Raw genomic sequence first — 25,548 nt, forward strand, 5'->3', positions numbered from 1 at the left:
CCAGCATGGCACGTCGGCCCGGCCCACCTTCCCCCGGCCGACCTGCTACTTGCCCTCCACCTGGGCGCGGACCTGTTCCGGTGTCAGGTACTCGTTCGTGAACTCGAAATCCTTCAGCCGGGCGGCCTTGCGGGACTGGAAGCCGGTGCGGACGAAATCGTCGCCCGCGACCGCGTTCAGCAGCCAGTTGGTCATGACGCGGGTCTTGGCGACGTTGGTGCGCAGCGCCGACCAGTGGTAGCCGCGCGCCACCGCCTGCGCGGGCACGCCCCGCAGCTCGATACCGAGCGGCTTGGACACGGCGTCCTTGCCGCCGAGGTCGACGACGAGACCCAGGTCCTTGTGCACGTACGGCAGCAGCGGCTCGTTGCGCAGGGTCGCGATGACGTTGTCGGCGACCACCCTGCCCTGGCGCATGGCGTGCTGCGCGGTGGGCGGGCACACCGCGTTCTCCTCGCTCTTGGCCTTGTCGGGCACGGCGGCCGCGTCGCCGAGCGCGAACACCCCGTCATGACCGGGCAGGGCCATCTCGGCGGTGACCGCGAGCCGGCCGCGGACCGTCTCCGCGCCGAGCGTGGCGATCAGCGGGCTCGCCACCACACCGGCCGTCCAGATCAGGGTGTGGGTCGGCACCACCCGGCCGTCGGTGAAGGTGACCTCCTCGGCCCCCGCCTTGTCGATCGACACACCCAGCGAGACGTCGATACCGCGCCGCCGCAGGATCTCCTGCGCACTGCGGCCCAGCTTGTCGCCCAGCTCCGGCATGAGCTTGGGCGCGATGTCGATGAGGTGCCACTTGATCAGGTTCGGGTCGAGGCGCGGATAGCGCTGCACGGCCGCGTGGGTGAGCCGTTGCAGACAGGCCGCGGTCTCGGTGCCCGCGTATCCGCCGCCGACCACCACGAACTGCAGCCGCGCGGCCCGCTCGGCGGGATCGTCGCTGGCGTCCGCGAGGTCCAGCTGCGCGATGACGTGGTCGCGGATGTACGCGGCCTCGGCGAGGGTCTTCATCCCGAAGGCGTGCTCGGTGAGCCCCGGGATGTCGAAGGTGCGGGTCACGCTGCCCGGTGCCAGCACGATGTAGTCGTACCGCTCGTCGACGACGTCGTCGGTGATGGTGCGGATGACGCAGACCTTGGACTTCAGGTCCACGCCGATCGCGCCGCCCGGGATGATCCGGGTGCGGTACTTCTTGCTGCGGCGCAGCGAGACGGCGATCGACTGCGGAGTCAGCACTCCGGAGGCGACCTGGGGCAGCAGGGGGAGGTAGAGCTGGTAGGCGTACGGCGTCACCAGCGTGACGTCGGCCTCGTCGGGGGTGAGTTTCCGCTCCAGGCGGCGGACGCACTCGACTCCGGCGAAGCCTGCGCCAACCACCAGGATCCTGGGTCGTGTCACGGTGTTCATCCCTTCCTGCGGCTCCAGGCGGTCCGACTCGACGCCGTTCGCATGCCCTGGACCGCTGCGGCCACGTCGATCCCACCGTGCCCCGAGCCGTTCCGCCAGCTGGGTGCGGCAGGCAGACGAACGCGTGGGCACCAGCATGCCCCTGCTGAGGCCGGAGTAACCCGATCTCGCACAGATACACGTCGTACTCCTGAGCATCACCCGGCTCACCAGGGCAGGAACACGTGGATGTCCTTGCCGTGGTCCTCGACGACGACGCTCACCTGGCTGGACAGCGTGTGCACCAGGTGCCAGCCGATCCCGCCGCCGCCCGCACTCGGCTGGAAGGGCCGCGGCTCCGGCCGGGTGGTGCTGGTGTCGTGCATCGTCACGTGCACCCCGTCGAAGGTGCGGCGCATCCGCAGACCGAAGGGGCCAGGGGCGTACTGGACGGCGTTGGCGGCCAGTTCCGTGACGACCAGCAGGATGTCGTCCCAGCACTCGGGCGTGCCGGGCGGCGCGTCCCGGGCGAGGGCGCACAGGAACTCCTCCGCCGCGAGCCGTGCCCCCGTCACGTTCCGCAGCTCACCCGGGAAGGAGAACGCCCGCTCGTCCCAGTCCTCCGAGGGCGGTGTGTCGTCCCCACGCGGCTCTGTCGCCATCTCGCATTCTCCGGCCCCGTCCGGTCGGGGCCGGTGGCCCCTTGCGACCAGGGCGGTCGTCTTTGCCGATCACTCCACTGCTGCGGGTTCCCCCAGCCGGGCCGGGTTACCCGTCCGCCCGGCACCGGGCTCCGTACCGGCACCCTCCTAGCGGAAGACGTTGTCCGACTCGTCCCAGTCGGCCGTCTCCTCGGGGCCCGGCCGCCGTACCGCGCGGGAGCGGGCCTCGTACATCGCGTCGATCTCGGCGGCATAGTGCCGCGCTATGGCGTCCCGGCGCAGCTTCAAGGACGGCGTCAGCAGCCCGTTGTCCGGGGCGAACGGCTCGGGCAGGATCCGGTAGACCCTGATGGACTCCGCTCGGGACACCGCGCTGTTGGCCGACGCGACGGCCCGCGCGATCTCCTCCCTGAGCGCGTTCTCCTCCCGGGCCTCCCGGCCAGGTGACTCGCCCTGCAGGGCCAGGCCCGCCCGCCAGTGCGCGAGGAACTCCGGGTCCAGCGTGATCAGGGCCCCCACGCAGGGCCGGTCGTCGCCGACGACCACCGCCTGGTGCACCAGCGGATGCATACGCAGCCGCTGCTCCAGCGGGGCCGGCGCCACGCTCTTGCCGCTGCTCGTGATGATCACGTCCTTCTTGCGGCCGGTGATCGTCAGATAGCCCTCGGAGTCCAGCCGTCCGATGTCCCCGGTGGCCAGCCAGCCGCCGTACAGCGCGGCACGGGTCCGCGCCTCGTCGCCGACGTAGCCCTGGAACACCGACGGGCCGCGCACCAGGATCTCCCCGTCGTCGGCCACCTGGACCTCGGTGCCCGGCAGCGGCCGGCCCACGGTCCCGGACTTCTCCCTGCCCAGCGGTTGCATGGTGATGCCGCCGCTGGTCTCCGTCAGCCCGTAACCGTCGTGGATGTACAGCCCGATGCCCTCGTAGAACAGGGACAGTTCGCGGCTGAGCGACGAGCCGCCCGAGGTGCCCCGTACCGCGCGCCCGCCGAGCGCACCCCGCAGCCGGCGGTACACCGTCCGCTCGTACAGGGCGTGTTGCAGCCGCAGATCGAACCCCGGACCCGGCCCGGCGCCCAGCCGCCGGCGCTCCTCCGCCTCGGCGAAGTCCCGCGCGGTCTGCGCCGCCCGCTCGAACAGCGCACCCCGGCCCGACTGCTGAGCGGTCCTCAGGAACGTCTTGTACAGCTTCTCGAACACCGACGGCACGCCGTACAGGTACGTCGGCCGGAACGTGCGCAGCGCCGAGGCGAGGGCCTCCGCCGTCATCTCCGGCTCGTGCGCCATCAGGACCCCGCCGCGCAGGCACAGCACCTGGATCATGAGCCCGTACACATGGGAGAAGGGCAGGAAGGCGAGCACGGACGGCTGTTCACCCGGGGGCGCCGCGGTGTGTCCCCACCCGGCGAGCAGGACGTCGCACGGGTGGGCCAGGCTGCGGTGGCTCAGTGCGCAGCCGAGCGGACGGCCGGAGGTGCCCGAGGTGTAGGCGATGGTCGCCGTCGAGTCCGGCAGCACGATCCGGCGCAGCGACTCCACCGTGGTCAGCGGGATGACCGCACCCTGCTCGGCCAGCCGCGCCGACGCGTCCGCGTCCAGCTGCCAGACGTGCTTCAGCCGCGGCAGCCCCGCGCACACGGTGCCGACCGTCATGATGCCCTGCTCGTCGTCCACCACGACGGCCACGCAGCCGGCGTCCCGCAGGATCCACTCCACCTGGTCCCGTGAGGACGCCGGGTGGATCGGGACGACCTCCGCGCCGACGGTCCACAGCGCGTGGGCGAACACCGTCCACTCGTAACGGGTCCTCGCCATCAGGGCCACCCGGTGGCCCGGGGAGATCCCCGACGCGATCAGGCCCTTGGCCAGGTCGACCACGTCGTCCCGCAGTTCGACCGCCGTCACCTCCTCCCACACCCCGGGCGCCGCATCCGTACGCCGCGCCAGGACGGGCAGGGTCGGACTGCGGTCCGCGGTCTCGAAGATGCTGTCGGCGAGCCCGCCGGTCAGCGGCGGTACGGCTGCTGGAGCGAGGGCGTCGTCGCGCATGCGCTGCTCCCGAGGTGTACGGAGGGTGACTCCGCCGGTCGGCTCTGTTGCCGGCGGTGCTCGAATGTAGCCCAGGCAAGCGGTTTCGGGGCCGGGAACAGGTAAGTCGTGATCGGCTGATGATCTGGGTGTGTCCGGGGGGACGTTGCGCACACGAGTCACCCGAACCCGGATCCCGATCGACCGCCCCTCAGTCCTGGGTGTGCCGCACACATGCGGTGACGACGTCCCGCAGACTGCCCGTCCGCTCCATGAGCAGCCGCTGCTCGCGGGCTCCGTTGCCCCGGCGCAGCAGCGTGGCGACGCCCTCCTCGACGCCGGCCGTGTCACCGCTGTCGGTGAGCGCGTCCCCGGTGTGCTCCAGCAGCGCGTACAGCACCTCCGCCGCGGGCCGGGGCCGTAACGACACGGGGTCGAGCAGGTCCTCGTCCAGGCCGGAGCGGGCGGCCTGCCAGGCGGCCAGCCGGAGCAGGCTCACACTGTGGTCGAGCGGCGGCCGGCCGGACCGCCACTCGCGTGCCGCCGTCTCCACCAGGGCACGGGCCAGCGTGGCGATGAGTACGGTGGTGTCCGCGCGCAGACACACGTCCGCCACCCTGATCTCCACCGTCGGGTAGCTCGCGGACAGGCGCGCGTCGAAGTACAGCATCCCCCGGTCGAGGACGACCCCGCTGGCCACCATGTCCCGCACCAGCCGGTGGTACCGCTCGGCCGAGCCGAACAGCTCGTTCGGCCCCGCCTGCGGCCAGCGCCGCACCACCCGGCTGCGGTAGCTGACGTAGTCGGTGTCCCGGCCCTGCCAGAACGGCGAGTTGGCGCTGAGCGCCAGGAGCACCGGAAGCCACGGCCGGATCCGGTCGAGGACGGCGACGCCCTCCTCGTCGGACTCCACCGAAACATGTGCATGACAGCCGCACACGAGCTGGTCCTGGGTGGTCATCCCGTATTGCCCGGCCATCCACTGGTAGCGCTCGTGCACGGTGAGCGAGGGGGTGACCGGCATCGGGTGCGTGGCGAGCGCGGCGACCGCGCAGCCGGTCTCGCCGGCCAGCCGGGACGCCTCCTTGCGGCAGCGCACGATCTCGGCGCCGAGGTCCGCCATGTCCGCCTGCGGATGCGTGGCGAACTCCAGCATCTGCCCGAACAGCTCCTTCTGGAACACGTCCTGTCCGGGATCGTCCTGGGTGGCGCGGGCGAGGACGGCGGCCGACAGCGACTTCGGCTCCCCGCTGTCCGGATCGACCAGAAGGAGTTCCTCCTCCACTCCGACAGTGCGCACGTGGGCCGCCCTTCTGTTCGTATGACGAGGAGCAGTCGTAGGTCTGTACGACCCTGACTGCCCCTCTCGGCGGGCAGCCGACACCTGCGGGTTCAGCGCACGGGCGTCAACCAGACAGTGGCGAGCGGCGGCAGCGTGAGCCGGAGGAACCCGTCCTCGGACTTGAGCGCTCCCGCAGCCCCGACGCCCACACCGCTGCCGCCGTAGCGCGCATCGTCCGTGTTCAGAGCCTCCTGCCAGGCGGTGACCTCGTCGGGAACCCAGAGACGGTAGTCGCCACGGACGACGGGGGAGAGGTTCGACACCGCCAGCAGAGGTGTTCCCTCGGTGTCGAATCGCAGGAACGCGAAGACATTGTCGTCCGCCGCGTCACACAGCACCCACCGGAAACCGCCCGGATCCGTGTCCCGCTGCCACAGCGCCGGGGTGGCCCGGTACAGCGTGTTCAGGTCCCGGACGAGATCCTGTACGCCCCGGTGGTCGCCCGCGGAGTGGTAGTCGGCGTCCAGCAGCCACCACTCGGGGCCGTGCGCCTCGGACCACTCGGCGCCCTGCGCGAACTCCTGGCCCATGAACAGCAGTTGCTTGCCGGGGTGGGCCCACATGAAGCCCAGGTAGGCACGGTGGTCGGCCCGCCGCTGCCACCAGTCGCCCGGCATCTTCGACACCAGGGCCTGCTTGCCGTGCACGACCTCGTCGTGGGAGATCGGCAGCACATAGTTCTCGGTGTAGGCGTACACCATCGAGAAGGTCATCTCGTTGTGGTGGTACTTCCGGTGCACCGGCTCGTGCTGGATGTACTGGAGCGAGTCGTGCATCCAGCCCATGTTCCACTTCAGCCCGAAGCCCAGCCCGCCGCTGTCCGTCGGCCGGGTCACCCCGTCCCAGGCGGTGGACTCCTCGGCGATGGTCACCACGCCCGGGCAGCGCCGGTAGACGGTGGCGTTCATCTCCTGCAGGAAGGCGACCGCGTCCAGGTCCTCCCGGCCGCCGAAGACATTCGGCGTCCACTGCCCGGAGTCCCGCGAGTAGTCGAGGTACAGCATGGAGGCCACGGCGTCCACCCGTAGCCCGTCGATGTGGAACTCCTCGCACCAGTACACGGCGTTGGCGACGAGGAAGTTGCGCACCTCGGTGCGCCCGAAGTCGAACTCGTACGTCCCCCAGTCCGGATGCTCGGCCCGCCGGGAGTCCCCGGGTTCGTACAGCGGGTCACCGTCGAACCGGGCCAGCGCCCAGTCGTCCTTGGGGAAGTGGGCCGGCACCCAGTCCATGATCACGCCGAGACCGGCCCGGTGCAGCGCGTCGACCAGGTACTTGAAGTCGTCCGGGGAGCCGAGACGGGGCGTGGGCGCGTAGTAGGAGGTGACCTGGTAGCCCCAGGAGCCACTGAAGGGATGCCCGGCGACCGGCATCAGCTCGACATGGGTGAAGCCCATCTCCTTGACGTACGCGGGCAGTTCGTCCGCCAGCTGGCGGTACGTCAGACCCGGTCGCCAGGAGGGCAGATGGACCTCGTACACCGAGAACGGAGCCTCGTGCACGGGCGTGTCGCCCCGGTGGGCCATCCACTCCGCGTCGCCCCACTCGTAGCGCGAGACCGCCACGACGGAGGCCGTCGCGGGCGGTACCTCCGTGCGGCGGGCCATCGGGTCCGCCTTCAGGAACCGGCCGCCGTGGCGGGAGGTGATCTCGAACTTGTACCGGGCGCCCTCGCCGACGCCCGGCAGGAACAGCTCCCACACACCCGACGCGCCGAGCGACCGCATCGGGTACTGCGTGCCGTCCCAGTACGTGAAGTCGCCCGCGACCCGCACCCCTTGGGCGTTCGGCGCCCACACGGTGAAGCGGGTGCCCGCCACTCCCTGATGGGTCATGGGCTCGGCGCCGAGCGCCCGCCACAGCTCCTCGTGCCGGCCCTCGCGGATCAGATGCAGGTCCAGTTCGCCGAGGGCGGGCAGGAAGCGGTAGGGATCCGCCACCTCCTGCTCGCCGTCGTCGTACGCGACATGCAGCGTGTACGACGGGATCTCGTCGCAGGGCAGCACGGCGGCGAACAGACCGCCGCCCTCCGACACCAGCCCGTGGTGCGTCCCGTCGACGACGACGCTGACCGCGCGGGCGTTCGGGCGCAGCGCCCGGAACAGTGTGCCGCCCGGGACCGGGTGGGCGCCCAGCAGGGCGTGCGGGTCGTGGTGCGCGCCGCCGAGCAGGCGGTCGCGCTCGCCCTGGTCGAGCGGGGCGACCGTGGTCGCGGCGGGTCCCGACGACTCGGGCAGTGAGCTGTCTCGCAGTGCCATGATCTCAGCCTCCCCACACAGCGAGCCGCTGGATCGCGGCCATCGGAACCGGCAACCAGTCCGGACGGTGTCTCGCCTCGTACAGCACCTCGTACACCGCCCTGTCCGTCTCGTGCGCGCGCAGCAGCGCGTGCTTCTTGCGTGGATCCCACCCGGCGCGGGCCGCGTAGCCCGCGCAGAAGGCCTCCCGGCAGCGGCGCGCCCACTCCGGCCGCCAGGGGCGGCGCTGCCGGGCCGCGTAGTCGAAGGAGCGCAGCATCCCGGCCACGTCCCGCACCGGGGACTGCGCGGCCCGCCGCTCGGCCAGCGGCCGGGACGGCTCGCCCTCGAAGTCGATGACGAACCAGTCGCGTCCGGCCCGCAGAACCTGCCCGAGGTGCAGATCACCGTGGATGCGCTGGGCGGGCGGCCCGGTGTCGCACGTGGCCAGCGCACCGAACGCGGCCCGCAGACCGGGGACGAAGGGTCGCAGCGCGGGCACGGCGTGCGTGGCCGCGTCCAGCCGCGCGCACATCGCCTGCGCTGTACGGCCGTTCTCGCCCGGTCCGGCCGGCGGGAAGGCCTCGGCCAGCGCGAGGTGCACCTCTGCCATGGCCCGGCCCAGCTCCCCGGCCTCGGCGGTGAAGTCGTCGCCCGTGCCGAGCGCGCGCAGCGCCAGCGTCCACCCGTCGGTGGCATCCGGCAGGAACGGCTGCAGGACGCCCAGCGTGGCCGGGTTCGGAGCGGTCGTGCTGAACCAGGCGACCGGCGCCGGCACCCGTGCGCAGCCCTGCGCTGCCAGCGCGCCCGGCACCTCGAGGTCGGGGTTGACGCCCGGCTGGATGCGGCGGAACAGCTTCAGGATGTACGCGTCGCCGTAGACGATCGACGAGTTGGACTGCTCGGCGTCCAGCAGCCGCGGCGGCAGGCCGCCGGGCAACCGGACACCCGGAGTCGTCTCGAAGTGCAGCGGGCCCGTCGTGCCGGGCTGCCGCAGCCGCTCCAGGAGCAGATGGGCCGAGCGCGGGTCCTGCAGGGCGTCGTACACGGCGAGGCCGGCGAACGCACCCTCCTCGACCCGGCCGACATAGGCCCGCTCCAGCCGCGGTGCGAGGTGCTCGCGCACGCCCAGGAACAGCTGGTAGCAGTCCCCGGGCGGAGGCGTGCCGCCGGGGGTGGGCACCGGCGCGTGCGAGGCGTGCACCAGCAGGTGCAGACATCCCGGGAACAGCTCGCTCATGGACAGCAGCGACAGATCGGTGACGGGCCGGTCCTTGCCCGCGAACCAGCGCTGCAGGGGCAGCCATTCGCGCAGCAGCCCGCTCAGCGAGGCCAGGGGCCGGTCGGTGCCGGCCGCGGCTCTTGGCCGGGGGGTGATGGTCTTCGGCATGGTGACGCGTCCTTTCCTCGGCGCCGGGCGCTCAGCGGCGGCGGCCGATGCGGGATGCGACTCGGGTGAGCCGGAACCAGTAGAAACCGTGGCCCGCGAGGGTCAGCAGGTAGGGCAGTTCACCGATGGCGGGGAAGCGCACGCCGCCGATCAGCTCGACGGGGTGCCGTCCGTCGTAGACCCGCAGATCGAGTTCGGTGGGCTGTGCGAACCGGGAGAAGTTGTGGACGCAGAGCACCAGGTCGTCCTCGTACTCGCGGAGGAAGGCGAGGACGGCGGGGTTGGAGGACTGGAGTTCGTTGTAGGACCCCAGTCCGAAGGCAGGATTCTGCTTGCGGATCTCGATCATGCGGCGGGTCCAGTGGAGCAGCGACGACGGCGAGGACATGGAGGCCTCGACGTTGGTGACCTGGTAGCCGTAGACCGGGTCCATGATCGTGGGCAGGAAGAGCCGTCCGGGGTCGGAGGAGGAGAATCCGGCGTTGCGGTCGGGGGTCCACTGCATGGGGGTGCGCACGGCGTCGCGGTCGCCGAGCCAGATGTTGTCGCCCATGCCGATCTCGTCGCCGTAGTAGAGGATCGGTGAGCCGGGCAGGGAGAGCAGCAGGGCGGTGAACAGCTCGATCTGGTTGCGGTCGTTGTCGAGCAGGGGCGCGAGGCGGCGGCGGATGCCGATGTTGGCGCGCATACGCGGGTCTTTCGCGTATTCGGCCCACATGTAGTCGCGTTCCTCGTCGGTGACCATTTCGAGGGTCAGCTCGTCGTGGTTGCGCAGGAAGATGCCCCATTGGCAGTTCGAGGGGATCGCCGGGGTCTTGGCGAGGATCTCGGAGACCGGGTAGCGCGACTCGCGGCGGACGGCCATGAAGATGCGGGGCATGACGGGGAAGTGGAAGGCCATGTGGCATTCGTCGCCGCCGGCCTGGTAGTCGCCGAAGTAGTCGACGACGTCCTCGGGCCACTGGTTGGCCTCGGCCAGCAGGACGGTGTCGGGGTACTGGGCGTCGATCTCCTTGCGCACCCGCTTCAGGAACTCGTGGGTCGCCGGCAGGTTCTCGCAGTTCGTGCCCTCGGCCGCGTAGAGATAGGGGACCGCGTCGAGGCGGTAGCCGTCGATGCCGAGGTCCAGCCAGAACTTCAGTGCGGCCAGGATCTCCTCCTGCACCGCCGGGTTCTCGTAGTTGAGGTCCGGCTGGTGCGAAAAGAAGCGGTGGAAGTAGTACTGACCCCGGACCGGGTCGAAGGTCCAGTTGGAGACCTCGGTGTCGACGAAGATGATCCGCGCGTCCTCGTACCGCTTGTCGTCGTCGGCCCACATGTAGAAGTCGCCGTAGGGGCCGTCGGGGTTCTTGCGGGACTCCTGGAACCACGGGTGCTGGTCGCTGGTGTGGTTCATGACGAAGTCGATGATGACGCGCATGCCGCGCTGGTGGGCGGCGTCCACGAACTCCACGAAGTCGGCCAGGTCACCGAATTCGGGGAGTACGGCGGTGTAGTCGGAGACGTCGTAGCCGCCGTCACGCAGGGGTGACTTGAAGAACGGCGGCAGCCAGAGGCAGTCCACACCCAGCCACTGCAGGTAGTCGAGCTTTGCGGTCAGGCCCTGGAGGTCGCCGATGCCGTCGCCGTCGCTGTCCTGGAAGGAGCGGACGAGTACCTCGTAGAAGACGGCGCGTTTGAACCACTCCGGGTCCCGGTCCTTGGCGGGAGTGTCCTCGAAGGTGTCCGGCACGGGGTCGTTGACAGTCATGACGCTGAGGGCCCTCCGTTCTGTGGCGTGGATCGCCCGACGTGGAGCACATGCGCCGGTGCCCGGCCGGGCGTGAGGCGCACGTAGTTGGTCCTGCCCCAGTGATAGGTCTCGCCTGTCAGCTCGTCGTGCACGGACAGGGCAGCGTTCCAGTCCAGGCCGAGTCGCGGCATGTCCAACGAGACCGTGGCCTCCTGGGTGTGGTGCGGGTCGAGATTGACGACCACGATGACCGTGTCCGGGCCCGTGCTCTTGCTGTAGGCGAGCACGTTCTCGTTGTTGGTCTGATGGAAGCGGAGGTTCCGCAGGCGCTGCAGGGCGGGATGGCGTCGGCGAATCGCGTTGAGCTGGGTGATGAGGGGGGCGAGGGTGCGGCCCTCGCGTGCGGCGGCTGCCCAGTCGCGGGGTTTGAGCTGGTACTTCTCCGAGTCGAGGTACTCCTCGCCGCCCTGGCGCAGCGGGGTGTTCTCGCACAGTTCGTAGCCGCTGTAGATGCCCCAGGTGGGGGAGAGGGTGGCGGCGAGCACGGCCCGGGTCTCGAAGGCGGGCCGGCCGCCGTGCTGGAGGTAGGCGTGCAGGATGTCGGGGGTGTTGGCGAAGAGGTTCGGCCGCATGTAGGAGGCGGCCTCACCCGAGAGTTCGGTCAGGTACTCCGTCAGTTCCTGCTTGCTGTTGCGCCAGGTGAAGTACGTGTACGACTGCTGGAAGCCGACCTGCGCCAGGGCGTGCATCATCGCCGGGCGGGTGAACGCCTCCGCCAGGAAGATGACGTCCGGGTCGGCGCGGTTGACCTCTCCGATCACGCGCTCCCAGAACACGACCGGTTTGGTGTGCGGGTTGTCGACGCGGAAGATCCGCACGCCGTGTCCCGTCCAGTGCCGCAGGATCCGGACCGTTTCGGTGATCAGGCCGTCCAGGTCGGCGTCGAAGGCGATGGGGTAGATGTCCTGGTACTTCTTCGGCGGGTTCTCCGCGTAGGCGATCGTGCCGTCGGGGCGGTGGTGGAACCACTCCGGGTGCTTGTGCACCCAGGGGTGGTCCGGGGAGCACTGCAGGGCGAAGTCCAGGGCCACCTCCAGGCCCAGCTCCCGCGCGCGGGCGACGAAATGGTCGAAGTCCTCCAGGGTGCCCAGGTCGGGGTGGACGGCGTCGTGCCCGCCCTCGGGCGAACCGATCGCCCACGGCACCCCGACGTCGTCCGGGCCGGCGGTGAGGGTGTTGTTGCGGCCCTTGCGGAACGTCGTACCGATCGGGTGGATCGGCGGGAGGTAGACGACGTCGAAGCCCATCTCCGCGATCGCCTTCAACCGCTGGGCGGCGGTACGGAAGGTGCCGTGCGGCTGCTCGGGCGTGCCCTCGGAACGCGGGAAGAACTCGTACCAGGAGCCGTACAGCGCCCGCTCCCGCTCGACCAGCAGCGGCATCGCGTCGGACGCGGTGACCAACTCCCGCAGCGGATAACGGGACAGCACCGCCTCCACCTCCGGTGACAACGCGGCCTTCAGGCGGTGGTGCACCGACAGGGTGTCGTCGCCGAGGGCGCGCGCGGCGGCCAGGACCAGGTCCCGCTCGGGTCCCCTGGGCACTCCGGCCGCCGCACGCTCGTAGAGGTCGGCGCCCTCCTCCAGGACCAGGCCGGTGTCGATGCCCGCCGGCAGTTTGACGGAGGCGGTGTGCCGCCAGGTCGCCAGCGGATGGCTCCAGGCCTCCACGCGGAAGGTCCAGCGGCCGACGGCATCCGGGGTGACCTCCGCACCCCACAGGTCGCTGCCGGGGGACAGCTCGCGCATCGGTGTCCAGGGGCCACGGCGGCCCGACGGATCGCGCAGGACGACGTTGGCGCCGACGGCGTCGTGCCCCTCGCGGAACACGGTGGCCGTGACCTGGAACGTCTCCCCGGTCACCGCCTTCGCCGGGCGCCTGCCGCACTCCACGGCCGGCCGGACGTCACGTACCGGTACACGGCCGATGGCCGGGGTCCTGCGCATGGATCTCACCTCCGCCGTGCGCGAAAGCCGGGCACCGGGCCCGGCTTCGCGATCCAGGAAACGGTTCGGCTGCTGCCGCCCCGTGGGGAACGCCGAGTACGCTGCCACGTCAGGGGCTTGGCGCCGTGGAACGCCGCTCCGGTGGCGGTGCCCGCCGGGCCGCCCGTCCCGACTGCGGCCGCCCGTCCTGCTCGCGCAGATAGCCGGCCAGACTGGAGCGCAGATAGCGCTCGGCCGCGTCCGCCGCCTCCCGGGCGCAGCGCTTTCCCATCAGCACGCACAAGGTGTAGCCCGAGTCCTCGAAAGTGGCCCGGACCGTGCGGTCGTGGGGCTTGGCGAGCATCACGCGCTCCCACGCCCGGTAACGCCGCAACTGCCGGGCCACTTCGGCCTTGGCGGGGAGCAGCATGACCCTCTTCACCTTCCACGCTCTCGACTGGGCGCGTTCCCGACGGTCGGGTGGTGTCCGCGCAGGGGAGGGCACGGAACCGTTACGGCGATCGAGGCTTTCACTCATGGTGCACGTACGACCACGCAACGTCCTGTTGGATCTTCAACCATCCGCCGTTCGGGAGACTCGTGTTGCACGAATGGCGTAGTGCCCCCACTGTGGAGATGACTCAGAAGCGATCGACGCTCACGCTCGGTGTCCGGGAACCCTCCCGGACGGGGCACGGGGAGCGGGAGCTTCGCGGGTGAGGAGCAAGCGACGATGAAGACCGCAGTGCCCTGCTACTACCACCTGGACGTGGAAGTCAGCCCGGAACGGGTGGGACAGGTCAGCCGCATCCTGGCCGCCCATCTCCGCTACTGGGACCTCGAGAACCTCGTGGCCCCCGTCTGCCACAGTGCCGAACTGCTGCTGCACGCGATCGACGAGCATGCCACGGACAAGGACATGTCGATCGAGATGTGGTGGAACGGTCAGCACCTCATCACGGCCGTCGGCGGCGACGACCGTGACCTGCGCCCGGACCAGGACCTGCGGGCGTGCCTGGCGGACATCGCCGCCATGAGCGACGGCTGGGGGTGCTGTGCCTCGGACACCGGCGCCAAGATCATCTGGTTCTCGCAGCGCGCCCGCTCCGGCGAGCGGGTCCCGCTGGTCCCGACCGCCCCGGCGCCGAGCCTGAGCCAGGGCCTCCAGGTGCCCCGCGAACTCCCGGTGCTCGCCCTGGCCGCCCCGGCGACCGCCATGGACGGCGCCCTGGAAGGAGCCCGGTGACGGCGCGGAAGTCGCGGAAAGGGGTGCCCGTCTGGAGCGGGCACCCCTACCCGTTGGGTGCCGCCTTCGACGGGCAGGGCACCAACTTCGCCCTGTTCAGCGAGGTCGCCGAGCGCGTCGAGCTGATCCTGGTCGACGACGCCGGTACCGAGCGCCCGGTCCCGCTGAACGAGGTCGACGGGTTCGTGTGGCACGCCTATCTGCCCGGTGTGGGTCCGGGCCGGCGGTACGGCTACCGCGTGCACGGACCCTGGCAGCCGTCCCTCGGCCACCGGTGCAACCCGGCGAAGCTGCTGCTCGACCCGTACGCGCGGGCGGTGGACGGGCAGATCGACAACCACGCCTCGCTCTACGAGCGCGCGGCGGACGGCCCCTCCCCGGGTGACAGCTCCGGGCACTCGATGCTGGGTGTGGTCACCGACCCGTACTTCGACTGGGGCGACGACCGCCCGCCGCGCCGCGCGTACGCCGACTCCGTCATCTACGAGGCCCATGTGCGGGGCCTGACCCGCAGCCACCCGGAGGTTCCCGAGCGGCTGCGCGGCACCTACGCCGGACTCGCGCACCCCGCGGTCCTGGACCACCTGACCTCGCTCGGCGTCACCGCGGTGGAGCTGATGCCGGTCCACCAGTTCGTGCAGGACGGCGTCCTGCAGGACCGGGGCCTCGCCAACTACTGGGGCTACAACACCATCGGCTTCTTCGCCCCGCACCACGCCTACGCCGCGTTCGGCAGCCGGGGCCAGCAGGTCAACGAGTTCAAGGCGATGGTGAAGGCCCTGCACGCGGCCGGCCTCGAAGTGATCCTCGACGTGGTCTACAACCACACCGCCGAGGGCAACGAGATGGGCCCCACCCTGTCCTTCCGGGGCATCGACAACGCCTCCTACTACCGCCTGGTCGACGGCGACTGGGGGCACTACTACGACACCACGGGCACCGGCAACAGCCTGCTGATGCGGCACCCCTACGTACTGCAGCTGATCATGGACTCGCTGCGGTACTGGGTCACCGAGATGCATGTCGACGGCTTCCGCTTCGACCTCGCGGCCACGCTGGCCCGGCAGTTCCACGAGGTGGACCGGCTGTCGGCGTTCTTCGACCTGATCCAGCAGGACCCGGTGATCAGCCGCGTCAAGCTCATCGCCGAGCCGTGGGACGTGGGGGAGGGCGGCTACCAGGTGGGCAACTTCCCGCCGCTGTGGTCGGAGTGGAACGGCCGCTACCGGGACGCCGTACGGGACTTCTGGCGGGCGGAACCCGGCTCGCTCGGTGAGTTCGCCTCCCGGCTGACCGGCTCCTCCGACCTGTACCAGCACAGCCGGCGCCGCCCGCGCGCGAGCGTCAACTTCGTGACGGCGCACGACGGTTTCACCCTGCGCGACCTGGTCTCGTACAACGACAAGCACAACGAGGCCAACGGAGAGGGCAACCGGGACGGCGAGAGCACCAACCGGTCCTGGAACTGCGGCGCCGAGGGCGACACCGACGACCTGGCCGTCCTCGAACTCCGCGCCCGCCAGCAGCGCAACCTGCTCGCCACGCTGCTGCTCTCCCAGGGCATCCCGATGCTCTGCCACGGCGACGAACTGGGCCGCACCCAGCGCGGCAACAACAACGCCTACTGCCAGGACAACGAAGTCTCCTGGATCAACTGGGAGTTGACGGACGAGCAGCGCATCCTCACGGACTTCACCCGGTACGTCATCAACCTGCGCGCCGAGCATCCGGTGCTGCGCAGGCGCCGCTTCTTCCGCGGCGAGACCGCGACCAACGCCGAGCAGCCGCTGCCCGACCTGATGTGGCTGCGGCCGGATGCCCGCGAGATGACCGCCCGGGACTGGCAGCGCGACGACGCCCACTCGGTCGGCGTGTTCCTCAACGGCGACGCGATCGCCGAACGCGACCCCTACGGCCGGCGCGTGCTCGACGACTCCTTCCTGCTGCTCCTGAACGGCTACTGGGAGCCCGTCGACTTCCGCCTCCCCGACGAGTCCTACGGCGAACGCTGGACGACCCTGATCGACACCGCCGACCCGGACGGCATCCCCGACGAACGCGAACGCAAGCCCGGCAGCCGCCTCCGCGTGGAGGCCCGCAGCCTGATCGTGCTGTCGCGGCCGTCGCGCAGCGGGGGACGGGCCGACGCCGGTCGTCGCCGCTGACGTGATGTTGGATGGCCGTATGGCGAAACGGCACAGGAAGCAGAGCCCTCTCCCCGGCGTGCCCGAAAGCATCGTCCTGCTCGCGACACCGGACGGCTGGCGCCACAGCATCCACACCGCGGACGGCGGGCTGCTCTGCGGACGCCTCGACGGAGTGCCTTCCGACGGGGAGCCTGAAGCGGCGCAGGCCGTTGTCGCCGCGCTGCTCGGGGATCTCACCGGCGACACCGGTGTTGAGGTGACCTGGGACTCGTCTCCGGATTCGGCGTCCTGGATCGGCCGCGTGGGACCGGCGCGCTGAGTCTGCTCGGCGTGAGCGGCGGGATGTGACCAGGACGGCTTGACCGCGTGCCGGCCGAGGTGGGACTCGAAACGGCGCAGGCCGTTGTCGCCGCGCTGCTCGGCACCTCGCCGCGGTGTCGAGGTGATCTGGGGCGAGCCGGGACCCTGGACCGGCGTGTCGGACAGGCCCGCTGAGTCTGCTCAGCGGGAGCGGCGGGACGTGACCGTGAACTGGGCTCCGTCCGGGTCGCGCAGGATCGCCTCGTCCTCCTCCTCGCTCAGGACGCTGCCGCCGTGCTTCTCCGCGGTGCGGGCGCAGCCCGGCACGTCGGCCACCGCGAAGTGGATCTGCCAGTGCGGCCGTACGGTGGGGTCGGGGGCCGACTCCACCGCGCCCGAGTCGATGCGCGCCACCACATCGCCCCGGCTGCGCAGCACGACCTCGCCGCCCTCGTACTCGACCTCGCAGCAGCCCGGTTTGCCGGAGGCCCAGTCGAGGATCTCGCCGTAGAAGAGCGCGGAGTCGAAGGCGTTGCGGGTCTTCAGCCGGATGAAGGTCGGGGCCGCCCGCCGCCAGGCCTCCCAGTTGCCGACCAGCTCGCCCTCCCAGATCCCGAAGGTGGCCCCGTCCCGGTCGGCGAGCAGCGCCGCCCGCCCCGGCGGGAAGGACAGGGGCCCCACGGCCGCCGTACCGCCGCGCTCCCGGGCCCGGGACACGGCCTCGTCCGCGTCCGGCACCGCGAAATAAGGGGTCCAGGCCACCGCCATCTGCCACATCGCCGCGACCGCGGCGATCCCGGCGACGGGCACACCGTCCGCCAGCGCGATCCGGAAGTGCTCCCCGAGCTTGGCGCCGCGCCATCGCCAGCCGAGCAGAGCCGAATAGAACTCCTGGGTGGCCTCCAGGTCGCGGCTGGTCAGGCTCACCCAGCACGGAGCACCGAAGACGGAGTGCGTGGAGATGATGTCCCTCGTCCTCGGTCCACCGCTGGCAGGCGTGTCGTCGTTCATGGCAGTCGCGTCCTGGTCTCGGGGTCCGGCGCCCACCGGTCTGGCACCAGTGTCCAACCGGAACCGGGCGCGGTGCCTGTCGAGTACCCCGGTGGCGGCGGGCCAGGCGGGTGAGCACGATGGAGGCATGGGAGAGAGGGAGCCCGACCGGATCGCCGAGCTGCAGGCCGAAGTCGACCAGTTGAAGGAGGCCGTGGCCTCCCACGCCGTCATCGACCAGGCCATCGGGATGATGGTCGCCCTCGGCCGGGTGACACCCGACCAGGGGTGGGAGGTGCTGAAGGACGTCTCCCAGCACGCCAACATCAAGCTGCGCAACATCGCGGAGCTGATCCTCATCTGGGGGCGCCGGGGCGACATCCCGCCCGAGATCCGCGCCGAGCTGGAGGACGCCCTGGACCGCCACGGACCCGTCCAGATACCCGGGGCCGCCGAGGCCATCCCCGCCGGAACGGAGGAGAGCCCCGGCGGCGTGGAGGACTGAGGGCTCAGCCGGCCTCCGCGAGGTGCTCGGCCTCCGCGAGCAGCTCCTCGCGCAACCGCTCGAAGCAGGCGCTGAGCAGCCGGGAGACGTGCATCTGCGAGATGCCCAGCTGCTGGGCGATCCGGCTCTGCGTCATCCCGTCGAAGAACCGCAGGTAGAGGATGACGCGCTCGCGCTCGGGCAGCGCCTGCAGGCACGGTTTGACCGCGGCCCGGTCGACCACGAGGTCGAAACCGGGGTCCGCCTCGCCGAGCGAGTCACCGAGCGCGTACCCCTCCGTCCCGGACACCTCGGCGTCCAGGGACAGGGCGGAGAAGCACTCCAGGGCCTCCATCCCGGTGCGCACCTCGGCCTCGCTGAGCTTCGTGTGCGCGGCGATCTCGGCGACGCTGGGTGCCCGGCCGGCCGTGGTCTGTGCCAGTTCCTTGAGGGCAGAGCGGACCCGGTTGCGCAGGTCCTGCACCCGGCGCGGCACATGCAGCGTCCACATGTGGTCGCGGAAGTGGCGCTTGATCTCACCGGTGATGGTGGGCACCGCGTACGCCTCGAAGGCGCGGCCACGGGCCGGGTCGTAGTGGTCGACGGCCTTCACCAGGCCGAGGGCGGCCACCTGGTACAGGTCCTCCAGGGACTCCCCGCGGCCCCGGAACCGTACGGCGATCCGCTCGGCCATGGGCAGCCAGAGCCGGACCAGCTCGTCCCGGAGATCCCGCCGCTCGGGACCGTCCGGCAGCTGGGCGAGCCGCTCGAAGGACTCGGCCGTGTCGGGGGCGTCGTCATGGGGATGAGGCTTCGTGCTGCCGGTGACAGGCATCGCGCGCACTTCTCTCGGCAGGTGTGATCCACGGACACCGTGGGAAGTGCGCTCGGCTCAGGGGACACCGGGGCGCCCGGCCGCAGCCGGTTCCCACGGACGTGCCTCCTGTCCGAAGCACTGTTGTGCGGATTCCCGCTGATGGGTGTGCCAAACAAATCGGTCGATACCGGACAGTCCCGGGCCGGCTCTTGACCGCCTCTTGGGCGCGATACCTCTGTAACAGAGGTAATCTTCAGGAGTGGTGTCCCGAGTGGAATCCGATTTCCCGGAGGAGCTGGCCGACGCGCTCGTACGGATCCAGCGGCTGATCCGGCGCAGGCTGCGCGGCGGGCTGACCCTGCCACGGCTGCGCGGCGCCGAGGTGGAACTGCTGCGGCTGGTCGAGGGCCGGCCCGGCATCGGTATCTCGGAGGCCGCCCGGGCCCTGCACCTGGCCGGCAACTCCGTGTCGACCCTGGTCAACCACCTCGTCCGGGACGGCTACCTGATCCGGGAGACCGACCCCGCCGACCGGCGGGCCGCCCGCCTGCTGCTCACAGAGGCCGCCGAGAAGCGGCTCGGGGACTGGCAGCGCCGCCGAGCGGAACTGGTCGGCCGGCATGTGGCCCGGCTGGACGAGGCCGACCGGGAGGCCCTGCGCGCGGCGCTCCCGGCGCTGCGCAAGCTGGCCGTCACCCTGCACGAGGAGGCCGAGGAGACATGACGAGCGACACCCCCGCCCCGCCCGCCGAAGCCGTCGCCTGCACCCGCCTCGCCTATGCCTTCGGGGACACCAGGGCGGTCGACGAACTCGACCTGGCCGTCCGCGAGGGCGAGGTGTTCGGCCTGCTCGGCCCCAATGGCGCAGGCAAGACAACCGCCATCCGCTGCATCACCACGCTCCTCCCGGTGCCGGCCGGCATGGTCCGGGTCTTCGGGCACGACACCGCCAAGGAGCGCATGGCGGTGCGCCGCCTCCTCGGCTACGTCCCGCAGCAGCTGTCCGCCGACAGCGGGCTCACCGGACGGGAGAACGTCGCCCTGTTCGCCCGGGTCTTCGACGTGCCGCGCCGTGAGCGTGCCGAGCGCGTCGCCCAGGCCCTGGCCGCCGTCGGCCTCGCCGACGCCGCCGACCGGCTCGCCGGCACCTACTCCGGCGGCATGGTCCGCCGCCTCGAACTCGCCCAGGCCCTGGTCAGCGCGCCCCGGCTGCTGATCCTGGACGAGCCCACCATCGGCCTCGACCCGATCGCCCGCACCGGCGTCTGGGAGCACATCAACGCCGTACGCGCCGCCACCGGCATGACCGTCCTGGTCACCACCCACTACATGGACGAGGCCGACCAGTACTGCGACCGGGTCGGCCTGATGCACCGCGGCCGCGTCCGTGCCCTGGGCACCCCGGCCGAGCTGCGTCACGGACTCGCCGAACGCCGGGGCACGGACGCCCTGCCCACGCTGGAGGACGTCTTCCGGGACGTCGCCGGCAGCGGCCTCGACTCCGGAGGAGGTTTCCGCGATGTCCGAAGCACCCGCCGTACCGCGCACCGAGTCGGCTGACCGCACGGACCTGCTGCTGACCCCGCCCGTGCCCCGCGCGGGCTGGCGGGTGCTGCCCGCCCGGGTCGCCGCGATGTGCGCCGTCGAACTGCAGAAACTGCGCCACGACCGCACCGAGCTGTACACCCGCGCCGTCCAGCCGGCCCTGTGGCTGCTGATCTTCGGCCAGACCTTCACCCGGATCCGGGCGATACCCACCGGCGGCATCCCCTACGTCGACTACCTGGCGCCCGGCATCATCGCCCAGTCCGCGATGTTCATCGCCATCTTCTACGGCATCCAGATCATCTGGGAGCGGGACGCGGGCATCCTCAACAAGCTCCTGGTCACGCCGACCCCGCGCTCGGCGCTGATCACCGGCAAGGCGTTCGCGGCCGGAGTGAAGTCGCTGATCCAGGCCGTCGTCGTCATCGTCATCGCCGCCCTGCTCGGCGTGGCCCTCACCTGGAACCCGCTCAAGCTGTTCGGCGTCGCCGCGGCCGTGGTCCTCGCCTCCGCGTTCTTCTCCTGCCTGTCGATGACCATCGCGGGCATCGTCCTCAGCCGGGACCGCCTGATGGGCTTCGGACAGGCGATCACCATGCCGCTGTTCTTCGGCTCCAACGCCCTGTACCCCGTCTCGATCATGCCGGGCTGGCTCCAGGCCGTCAGCAAGGCCAACCCGCTCAGCTACCAGGTCGACGCCCTGCGCGGTCTGCTGCTCGGCACGCCCGCCCACCTCGGCGCCGACTTCGGCGTCCTGGCGGTGGCCGCCGCACTGGGCATCGCCGCGGCCTCCTCGCTGCTCGGCCGGCTGGCCCGCTGATCTTGCCGGGGAGTGACATGCGGCACGCACCCGCACCCCGCCCGAGACCCCCGTGACGGGATTCTTCCTGGGCAGCGCTTGATCACCGATCAAAGCGGGCGAACCCCCTGGCCACAGCGCATTCTGCTCATTTGACAGTGCGCTGAGCACACAGATAGACAGCAACTCTCTGAAGTCGAGAGGGGCACTGTGTACGAGCCGAACGTGGTCGGGGACTGGCATGAGTACGACGAGCATGCCGGTCTGCGGGTCCGCGTCCACCGCCTGGAGGCGGCCGAGCCGCCGCGCGGACGTGACGACGCCGCCGCCGGGCTGACGTACTTCAGTGTCCGGGTGACGGTCGAGAACCGCGGTGCGCGGCACTACGGCATCCACCTCGAGGACGGTCAGATGGACGTCCGGGTCGGCGCGGACGGGGAGGGCGCGTTCATCGACTGGCGCAACTCCCAGTTCATCGAGGGCTTCGACGTCTATCCGCTGCGCCGCGCCACCGCCGTGCTCTACGCGGCCGCCCCGGAGGCGGCCCTGACGCACGTGGACGTACAGGTCCAGCTGCGGGTGGACGAGGAGTGGGCCGACCGCCGGCTGTGGGCGGGCGGCATCGGCGTCCTGGAGGCGACCACGGCGGCCGCCCCCACGGGCACCGGGCAGGGCAGCCTGGCCCACCAGGTCAGCGCCTTCCTGAAGGACCAGACGGTGAAGGACCAGACGGAGCCCGGCACCGCCTGATCCCGGTCGGTGCCCTCAGTGCGGGATGCCGTCGATGATCTCCCGTGCCCCCTGCCGCAGCAGCGCCACCGCGACCGAGGTGCCGAGCGTGGCCGCGTCCAGCCGGCCCGCCCACTCGTGGGCGTTCAGCCGTGTCTTGCCGTCCGGGGTGAACACGCAGGCCCGCAGGGAGAGTTCACCGCCGCGGTCCACGTGAGCGTAGCCGGCGATCGGGCTGTTGCAGTGTCCCTGCAGCACATGCAGGAACATCCGCTCGGCCGTGGCCTCCCGGTGCGTGGCCGGGTCGCCGAGCCCGCTGACCGCGTCGATCAGCTCGGTGTCGCCCTCCCGGCACTGCAGGGCGAGGATGCCCGCGCCGATCGGCGGCATCATCGCCTCCGGAGACAGCACCTCGCTGATCACGTCCTGGCGGCCGATCCGCTCCAGACCGGACACCGCGAGCAGCAGTGCGTCCGCCTCGCCGGCGGCCAGCTTCTCCAGCCGGCGGTTGGCGTTCCCGCGGAACGGCACGCACTCCAGGTGCGGGTGCGTGGCGGCCAGCTGGGCGACGCGGCGCACCGAGGAGGTGCCGATCCGGGTGCCGGCCGGGAGTTCGTCGAGGGTGAGCCCGCCCGGGTGCACCAGCGCGTCACGGATGTCGTCCCGCTTCAGGAACGCGGCGAACACCGTGCCGGCGGGCAGCGGCCGGTCGGCGGGCACGTCCTTGACGCAGTGCACCGCCAGGTCCGCCTCCCCGGCCAGCAGGGCCGCGTCCACCTCCTTGGTGAACGCCCCCTTGCCCTCGACCTTGGACAGGTCGCCGAGCCACTTGTCGCCCGTGGTCTTCACGGGTACGACCTCGGTGCGCACCCCTGGATGCAGCGCACCCAACTCGGCGCGCACGCGCTCGACTTGGGCGAGGGCCATCGGGGAGTCGCGGGACACGATGCGAATCAGTTCCGGGACGGACATGGGGGACACGATAGACCCTCGGGCGTGATACCCCGTCATGTCCCCCACGCCGAAGCGGACGTTCGGGAGTGGGTCAGGCGTTCGGGTCGAAGGGAATTCCGGACGGCTTGGCCGAGGCCAGGTGGGAGGGGAAACTCGCGTCCTTGAGGCCGAAGTGGGCGCTGCCGAAGTCGTAGGCGCTCAGCTTGTCGCGCAGGCCCGGAGGGTAGCCGTTCCAGCCGACCAGCGGCGGGTACTGCCAGGTGTGCTTGTGGTTCTCCGGCGGCTCGTCGTTCGAGTTGGCGAGCCGGAAGCAGTGCGTGCTGATGCCGTCCTTGTGGTACACGACCTTCGGGTGGCCGCCCTCGAAGCGGACCTCGGAGACCGGGTGCACGGTGAACGAGCCGTGGTTGGACGTCGACACATACCGCACCTGCCCGTCCTGCACCCACACCACCACGTGCTCCCAGTCGTGCCGGTGCCCGCCGATGCTGCTGCCGGGGAGCGCCTGGTCCTTCTCGAAGTACAGGCCGTACAGATAGGCGCACCAGCCGTTGTTGCACTTGTAGCGCGAGTAGCTGTTGGTGTTGTCCAGGTCGGAGGCGTCGTGGCAGCTGCCGTTGAGGGCACCCGTCGGCTTGAGACCGCCGTTGATGGTGCCGTCCGGGCCGATCGCGGGCGTCGAATAGCAGCCGTCGGTGTCGTAGTCGAAGGCCGGCTGGTACGTCAGCTCGGCGGGCTCGGCGTTCGCGGGCAGCGCGAGCGGCGGTGCGGCGAAGGCGGCGGCCGGGAAGGCGACGACGAGTGCGGCGGCGCCGGCGAGCACGCCGAGCCATCTGCCGCGCCGGACACGGGAAGTGGACGACGACACGAGGGACCTCCAACAGCGGTGGGGGGCAAGGGAGTTCAGCATCCCGGCCGGGCGCGGCGCTGCCAAGAGGTCACACGCGTCCCACGAGTGAAGCCCCGCAGAACACCTACGGACGGTCCTCCGGGATGTCCGCCGACGACTGCTCCGGCGTGAGGTCGGGGCGCAGCCGCAGCCAGGACGGCTGGCGGAGCATCCCGGCCCGGGTCCGGGTGCTGTAGCTGACCTCGCCGACCAGCCGGGGCAGCACCCAGTGGGCGTCCGGGATCCGCGGCACCGGGTCGAAGGGGCACTCGGTGCCGGCGGCGGCCCGCAGCAGCGCCGCCAGTTCCGTCCGCTCCGCCTCGCTCCAGCCGGTGCCCACCCCGCCCACGTAGCGCAGCCGGCCGCCGGCCCGCTGGCCGACCAGCACCGCGCCGGGCAGCCCGGTCAGCCGCCCCTTGCCCGGCAGCCAGCCGCCGACGATCACGTCCTCGCTGCGCATGTTGCGGATCTTGATCCAGGCGCGGGAGCGCACCCCGGGCTCGTACACCGAGTCCAGCCGCTTGCACACCAGCCCTTCGAGACCGTGCTCCCGGGTCGCTCGCAGGGCCTCGGCGCCGTGCCCGGTCACCGCGGCCGGCGTCGACCAGTACGGCCCCGCCAGGCCCAGCTCCTCCAGCCGCGCCCGCCGCTCGGCGTAGGGGCGCCTGAGCAGCGGGCGCTCCAGGTAGGGCACGTCGAACAGCACCAGGTGGACCGGCACCCGGGCGGCCCGGCGGGCCGCCCGCGCGGGGGAGTGGGCGAGGCCCATCCGGCCCTGCAGCAGCTGGAAGTCCGCCCGCCCCTGCTCGTCCAGGGCCAGCACCTCGCCGTCCAGGACGGCGGCCGCGCTGCCCAGGGCACCGCCGAGCGGCCGGAGTTCGGGGTAGGCGCCGGTGATCTCCTCGCCGGAGCGGGCGCGCAGCAGCACGCCGCCGTCGCCGGGCAGGTAGACCATCACCCGCTGGCCGTCCTGCTTGGTCTCGTACGCCCACCGCTCGTCCTGGGCGGCGGGCGGCAGCCTGCCGGGGGTGGCGAGCATCGGTGCGATGAGCGGCAGGGTCACGGCGGTCACGGCTGAAGGTGTCGACCGGTCACGGCGCCCTCACGCGCCTTTCGGCGCCGGTTCCCCTGAACGGGCCCGTCTCAGCGGCCGGTCGCCTCGGGCCGGGCCGCCACCAGACCCGACTGATAGGCCAGCGCCACGAGTTGGGCGCGGTCACGGGCCGCCAGCTTCGTCCTGGCCCGGTGGACATGGGTGCGCACCGTCAGCGGGGACACGAACAGCCGCGCCGCGATCTCCTCGTTGGACCGGCCCTGTGCCACCAGCGCCGTGACCTCCCGTTCCCGGGCGGTGAGCGCGGCCAGCCGCTCGGGCGCGGGAGGACGGCCGTCGGTGCCCGGCGCGGCCCGCAGGCGGGTGATCAGCGTCCGGATGGCCGCGGGGGAGAGCAGGGCCTCGCCGGCGGCCACCGTGCGGATGCCGGCGAGCAGCGCCTCGGCGGTGGCGTCCTTGCCGAGGAAGCCGCTGGCCCCCGCCCTGAGCGCCTGTACGACGTACTCGTCGTCCTGGCCGCCCTCGTCGCCCTCTTCGGCCTCGAAGGAGGTCAGGATCAGCACCCGGGTGCCGGACAGGTCATGGTCGCCGCAGATGGCGGCGGTGGCGGCCAGGCCGTCCGGGCCGGGCATCCGGATGTCCATCAGCACCACGTCCGGCCGGTGCGCGCGGGTGAGCGCGAGCGCCTCGGTGCCGTCCGTGGCCTCGGCCACCACCTCCATGCCCGCGCAGGTGTCGATCAGGATCCGGAAGGTGGCCCGCAGCAGGGCCTGGTCGTCGGCGAGCAGCACACGGATGGTCATATGGGGTCCGTCCTCCGGTTCCGGGG

23 protein-coding genes are annotated in these 25,548 nt (G+C 71.3%); 8 read left to right on the top strand and 15 right to left on the bottom strand.

The genetic code is table 11. The features are described 5' to 3' along the window. Window positions 1-45 precede the first annotated feature (45 nt). The 9 genes from CRP49_RS32820 to CRP49_RS32860 form a co-directional block, all read right to left on the bottom strand. Complete coding sequence (locus tag CRP49_RS32820; RefSeq protein WP_097256608.1) at window positions 46-1,407, bottom strand: NAD(P)/FAD-dependent oxidoreductase; 1,362 nt, start codon at window positions 1,405-1,407, stop codon at window positions 46-48. A 206-nt stretch (window positions 1,408-1,613) separates the two neighbouring features. Further along, window positions 1,614-2,048, bottom strand: coding sequence for an ATP-binding protein (locus CRP49_RS32825; RefSeq protein ID WP_097256609.1), 435 nt, complete (start codon window positions 2,046-2,048; stop codon window positions 1,614-1,616). A 147-nt stretch (window positions 2,049-2,195) separates the two neighbouring features. Beyond that, a complete protein-coding gene (locus tag CRP49_RS32830) occupies window positions 2,196-4,100 on the bottom strand; it encodes a long-chain fatty acid--CoA ligase (protein ID WP_097256610.1) in 1,905 nt (634 codons plus the stop codon). A gap of 190 nt (window positions 4,101-4,290) precedes the next feature. After that, window positions 4,291-5,379: a glutamate--cysteine ligase gene (locus CRP49_RS32835; RefSeq protein WP_097256611.1), complete on the bottom strand. Its 1,089-nt coding sequence runs from the start codon at window positions 5,377-5,379 to the stop codon at window positions 4,291-4,293. Between the two features lie 92 nt (window positions 5,380-5,471). Next, entirely contained in the window at window positions 5,472-7,679 is a 2,208-nt protein-coding gene (gene glgB / locus CRP49_RS32840) for a 1,4-alpha-glucan branching enzyme (protein WP_097256612.1), read from the bottom strand. Window positions 7,680-7,683: 4 nt separating this feature from the next. Continuing rightward, complete coding sequence (locus tag CRP49_RS32845; protein ID WP_097256613.1) at window positions 7,684-9,048, bottom strand: maltokinase; 1,365 nt, start codon at window positions 9,046-9,048, stop codon at window positions 7,684-7,686. A gap of 31 nt (window positions 9,049-9,079) precedes the next feature. Beyond that, the gene (gene treS / locus CRP49_RS32850; protein WP_097256614.1) at window positions 9,080-10,798 is read right to left on the bottom strand and encodes a maltose alpha-D-glucosyltransferase; all 1,719 of its coding nucleotides are present in this window, start codon (window positions 10,796-10,798) and stop codon (window positions 9,080-9,082) included. Further along, window positions 10,795-12,786: an alpha-1,4-glucan--maltose-1-phosphate maltosyltransferase gene (locus CRP49_RS32855; protein WP_097256615.1), complete on the bottom strand. Its 1,992-nt coding sequence runs from the start codon at window positions 12,784-12,786 to the stop codon at window positions 10,795-10,797. Before CRP49_RS32855 ends, treS begins: the two co-directional genes overlap by 4 nt. A 109-nt stretch (window positions 12,787-12,895) precedes the next feature. Continuing rightward, the gene (locus CRP49_RS32860) at window positions 12,896-13,195 is read right to left on the bottom strand and encodes a DUF5133 domain-containing protein (protein ID WP_097256616.1); all 300 of its coding nucleotides are present in this window, start codon (window positions 13,193-13,195) and stop codon (window positions 12,896-12,898) included. A 303-nt stretch (window positions 13,196-13,498) separates the two neighbouring features. On the opposite strand from CRP49_RS32860, the gene CRP49_RS32865 reads away from it, so the two are divergent. The 3 genes from CRP49_RS32865 to CRP49_RS32875 are packed head-to-tail and all read left to right on the top strand — an operon-like array spanning window position 13,499 to window position 16,477. Beyond that, window positions 13,499-14,011: a pep a2 gene (locus CRP49_RS32865; protein WP_097256617.1), complete on the top strand. Its 513-nt coding sequence runs from the start codon at window positions 13,499-13,501 to the stop codon at window positions 14,009-14,011. Next, window positions 14,008-16,176, top strand: a complete 2,169-nt coding sequence (gene glgX / locus CRP49_RS32870) for a glycogen debranching protein GlgX (protein ID WP_097256618.1) — start codon at window positions 14,008-14,010, stop codon at window positions 16,174-16,176. The genes CRP49_RS32865 and glgX overlap by 4 nt, the downstream gene beginning before the upstream one ends. A gap of 58 nt (window positions 16,177-16,234) precedes the next feature. Then, window positions 16,235-16,477 (top strand): hypothetical protein, encoded by a 243-nt coding sequence (locus tag CRP49_RS32875; protein ID WP_097256619.1) that lies wholly within the window; start codon window positions 16,235-16,237, stop codon window positions 16,475-16,477. A 182-nt stretch (window positions 16,478-16,659) separates the two neighbouring features. Here the strand turns inward: CRP49_RS32875 and CRP49_RS32880 are convergent, their stop codons facing one another. Then, entirely contained in the window at window positions 16,660-17,469 is an 810-nt protein-coding gene (locus CRP49_RS32880) for a VOC family protein (protein WP_167444396.1), read from the bottom strand. Between the two features lie 127 nt (window positions 17,470-17,596). Between CRP49_RS32880 and CRP49_RS32885 the strand changes: the two genes are divergently transcribed. Continuing rightward, window positions 17,597-17,953: an ANTAR domain-containing protein gene (locus tag CRP49_RS32885; RefSeq protein WP_097256620.1), complete on the top strand. Its 357-nt coding sequence runs from the start codon at window positions 17,597-17,599 to the stop codon at window positions 17,951-17,953. A 4-nt stretch (window positions 17,954-17,957) separates the two neighbouring features. On the opposite strand, the gene CRP49_RS32890 is transcribed toward CRP49_RS32885, so the two are convergent. Continuing rightward, window positions 17,958-18,767, bottom strand: coding sequence for an RNA polymerase sigma factor SigF (locus CRP49_RS32890; RefSeq protein WP_097256621.1), 810 nt, complete (start codon window positions 18,765-18,767; stop codon window positions 17,958-17,960). A gap of 253 nt (window positions 18,768-19,020) precedes the next feature. Between CRP49_RS32890 and CRP49_RS32895 the strand changes: the two genes are divergently transcribed. From CRP49_RS32895 to CRP49_RS32910, 4 genes are all read left to right on the top strand, one after another. After that, on the top strand, window positions 19,021-19,473 hold the full coding sequence (locus CRP49_RS32895) for a MarR family winged helix-turn-helix transcriptional regulator (RefSeq protein WP_097256622.1): 453 nt from the start codon (window positions 19,021-19,023) through the stop codon (window positions 19,471-19,473). Further along, window positions 19,470-20,309 carry an ABC transporter ATP-binding protein gene (locus tag CRP49_RS32900; RefSeq protein ID WP_097256623.1) on the top strand — a complete coding sequence of 280 codons (840 nt, stop codon included), beginning with the start codon at window positions 19,470-19,472 and terminating at the stop codon, window positions 20,307-20,309. The genes CRP49_RS32895 and CRP49_RS32900 overlap by 4 nt, the downstream gene beginning before the upstream one ends. Beyond that, a complete protein-coding gene (locus tag CRP49_RS32905; RefSeq protein WP_097256624.1) occupies window positions 20,269-21,114 on the top strand; it encodes an ABC transporter permease in 846 nt (281 codons plus the stop codon). The genes CRP49_RS32900 and CRP49_RS32905 overlap by 41 nt, the downstream gene beginning before the upstream one ends. Before the next feature lie 189 nt (window positions 21,115-21,303). Continuing rightward, on the top strand, window positions 21,304-21,843 hold the full coding sequence (locus tag CRP49_RS32910) for a hypothetical protein (RefSeq protein WP_097256625.1): 540 nt from the start codon (window positions 21,304-21,306) through the stop codon (window positions 21,841-21,843). A gap of 15 nt (window positions 21,844-21,858) precedes the next feature. Here the strand turns inward: CRP49_RS32910 and hemC are convergent, their stop codons facing one another. The 4 genes from hemC to CRP49_RS32930 all read right to left on the bottom strand — a co-directional run bounded on the left by hemC (window position 21,859) and on the right by CRP49_RS32930 (window position 25,522). After that, a complete protein-coding gene (gene hemC / locus CRP49_RS32915; RefSeq protein ID WP_097256626.1) occupies window positions 21,859-22,794 on the bottom strand; it encodes a hydroxymethylbilane synthase in 936 nt (311 codons plus the stop codon). Between the two features lie 73 nt (window positions 22,795-22,867). Beyond that, window positions 22,868-23,644 (bottom strand): NPP1 family protein, encoded by a 777-nt coding sequence (locus CRP49_RS32920; protein ID WP_097256627.1) that lies wholly within the window; start codon window positions 23,642-23,644, stop codon window positions 22,868-22,870. A gap of 106 nt (window positions 23,645-23,750) precedes the next feature. Continuing rightward, window positions 23,751-24,704: an ATP-dependent DNA ligase gene (locus tag CRP49_RS32925; RefSeq protein ID WP_179851930.1), complete on the bottom strand. Its 954-nt coding sequence runs from the start codon at window positions 24,702-24,704 to the stop codon at window positions 23,751-23,753. A gap of 104 nt (window positions 24,705-24,808) precedes the next feature. Next, window positions 24,809-25,522: a response regulator transcription factor gene (locus CRP49_RS32930; RefSeq protein ID WP_097256628.1), complete on the bottom strand. Its 714-nt coding sequence runs from the start codon at window positions 25,520-25,522 to the stop codon at window positions 24,809-24,811. Window positions 25,523-25,548 lie beyond the last annotated feature (26 nt).

It is taken from the genome of Streptomyces sp. Ag109_G2-15 (genome assembly GCF_900215565.1).
Classification (GTDB): Bacteria; Actinomycetota; Actinomycetes; order Streptomycetales; family Streptomycetaceae; genus Streptomyces; species Streptomyces diastatochromogenes.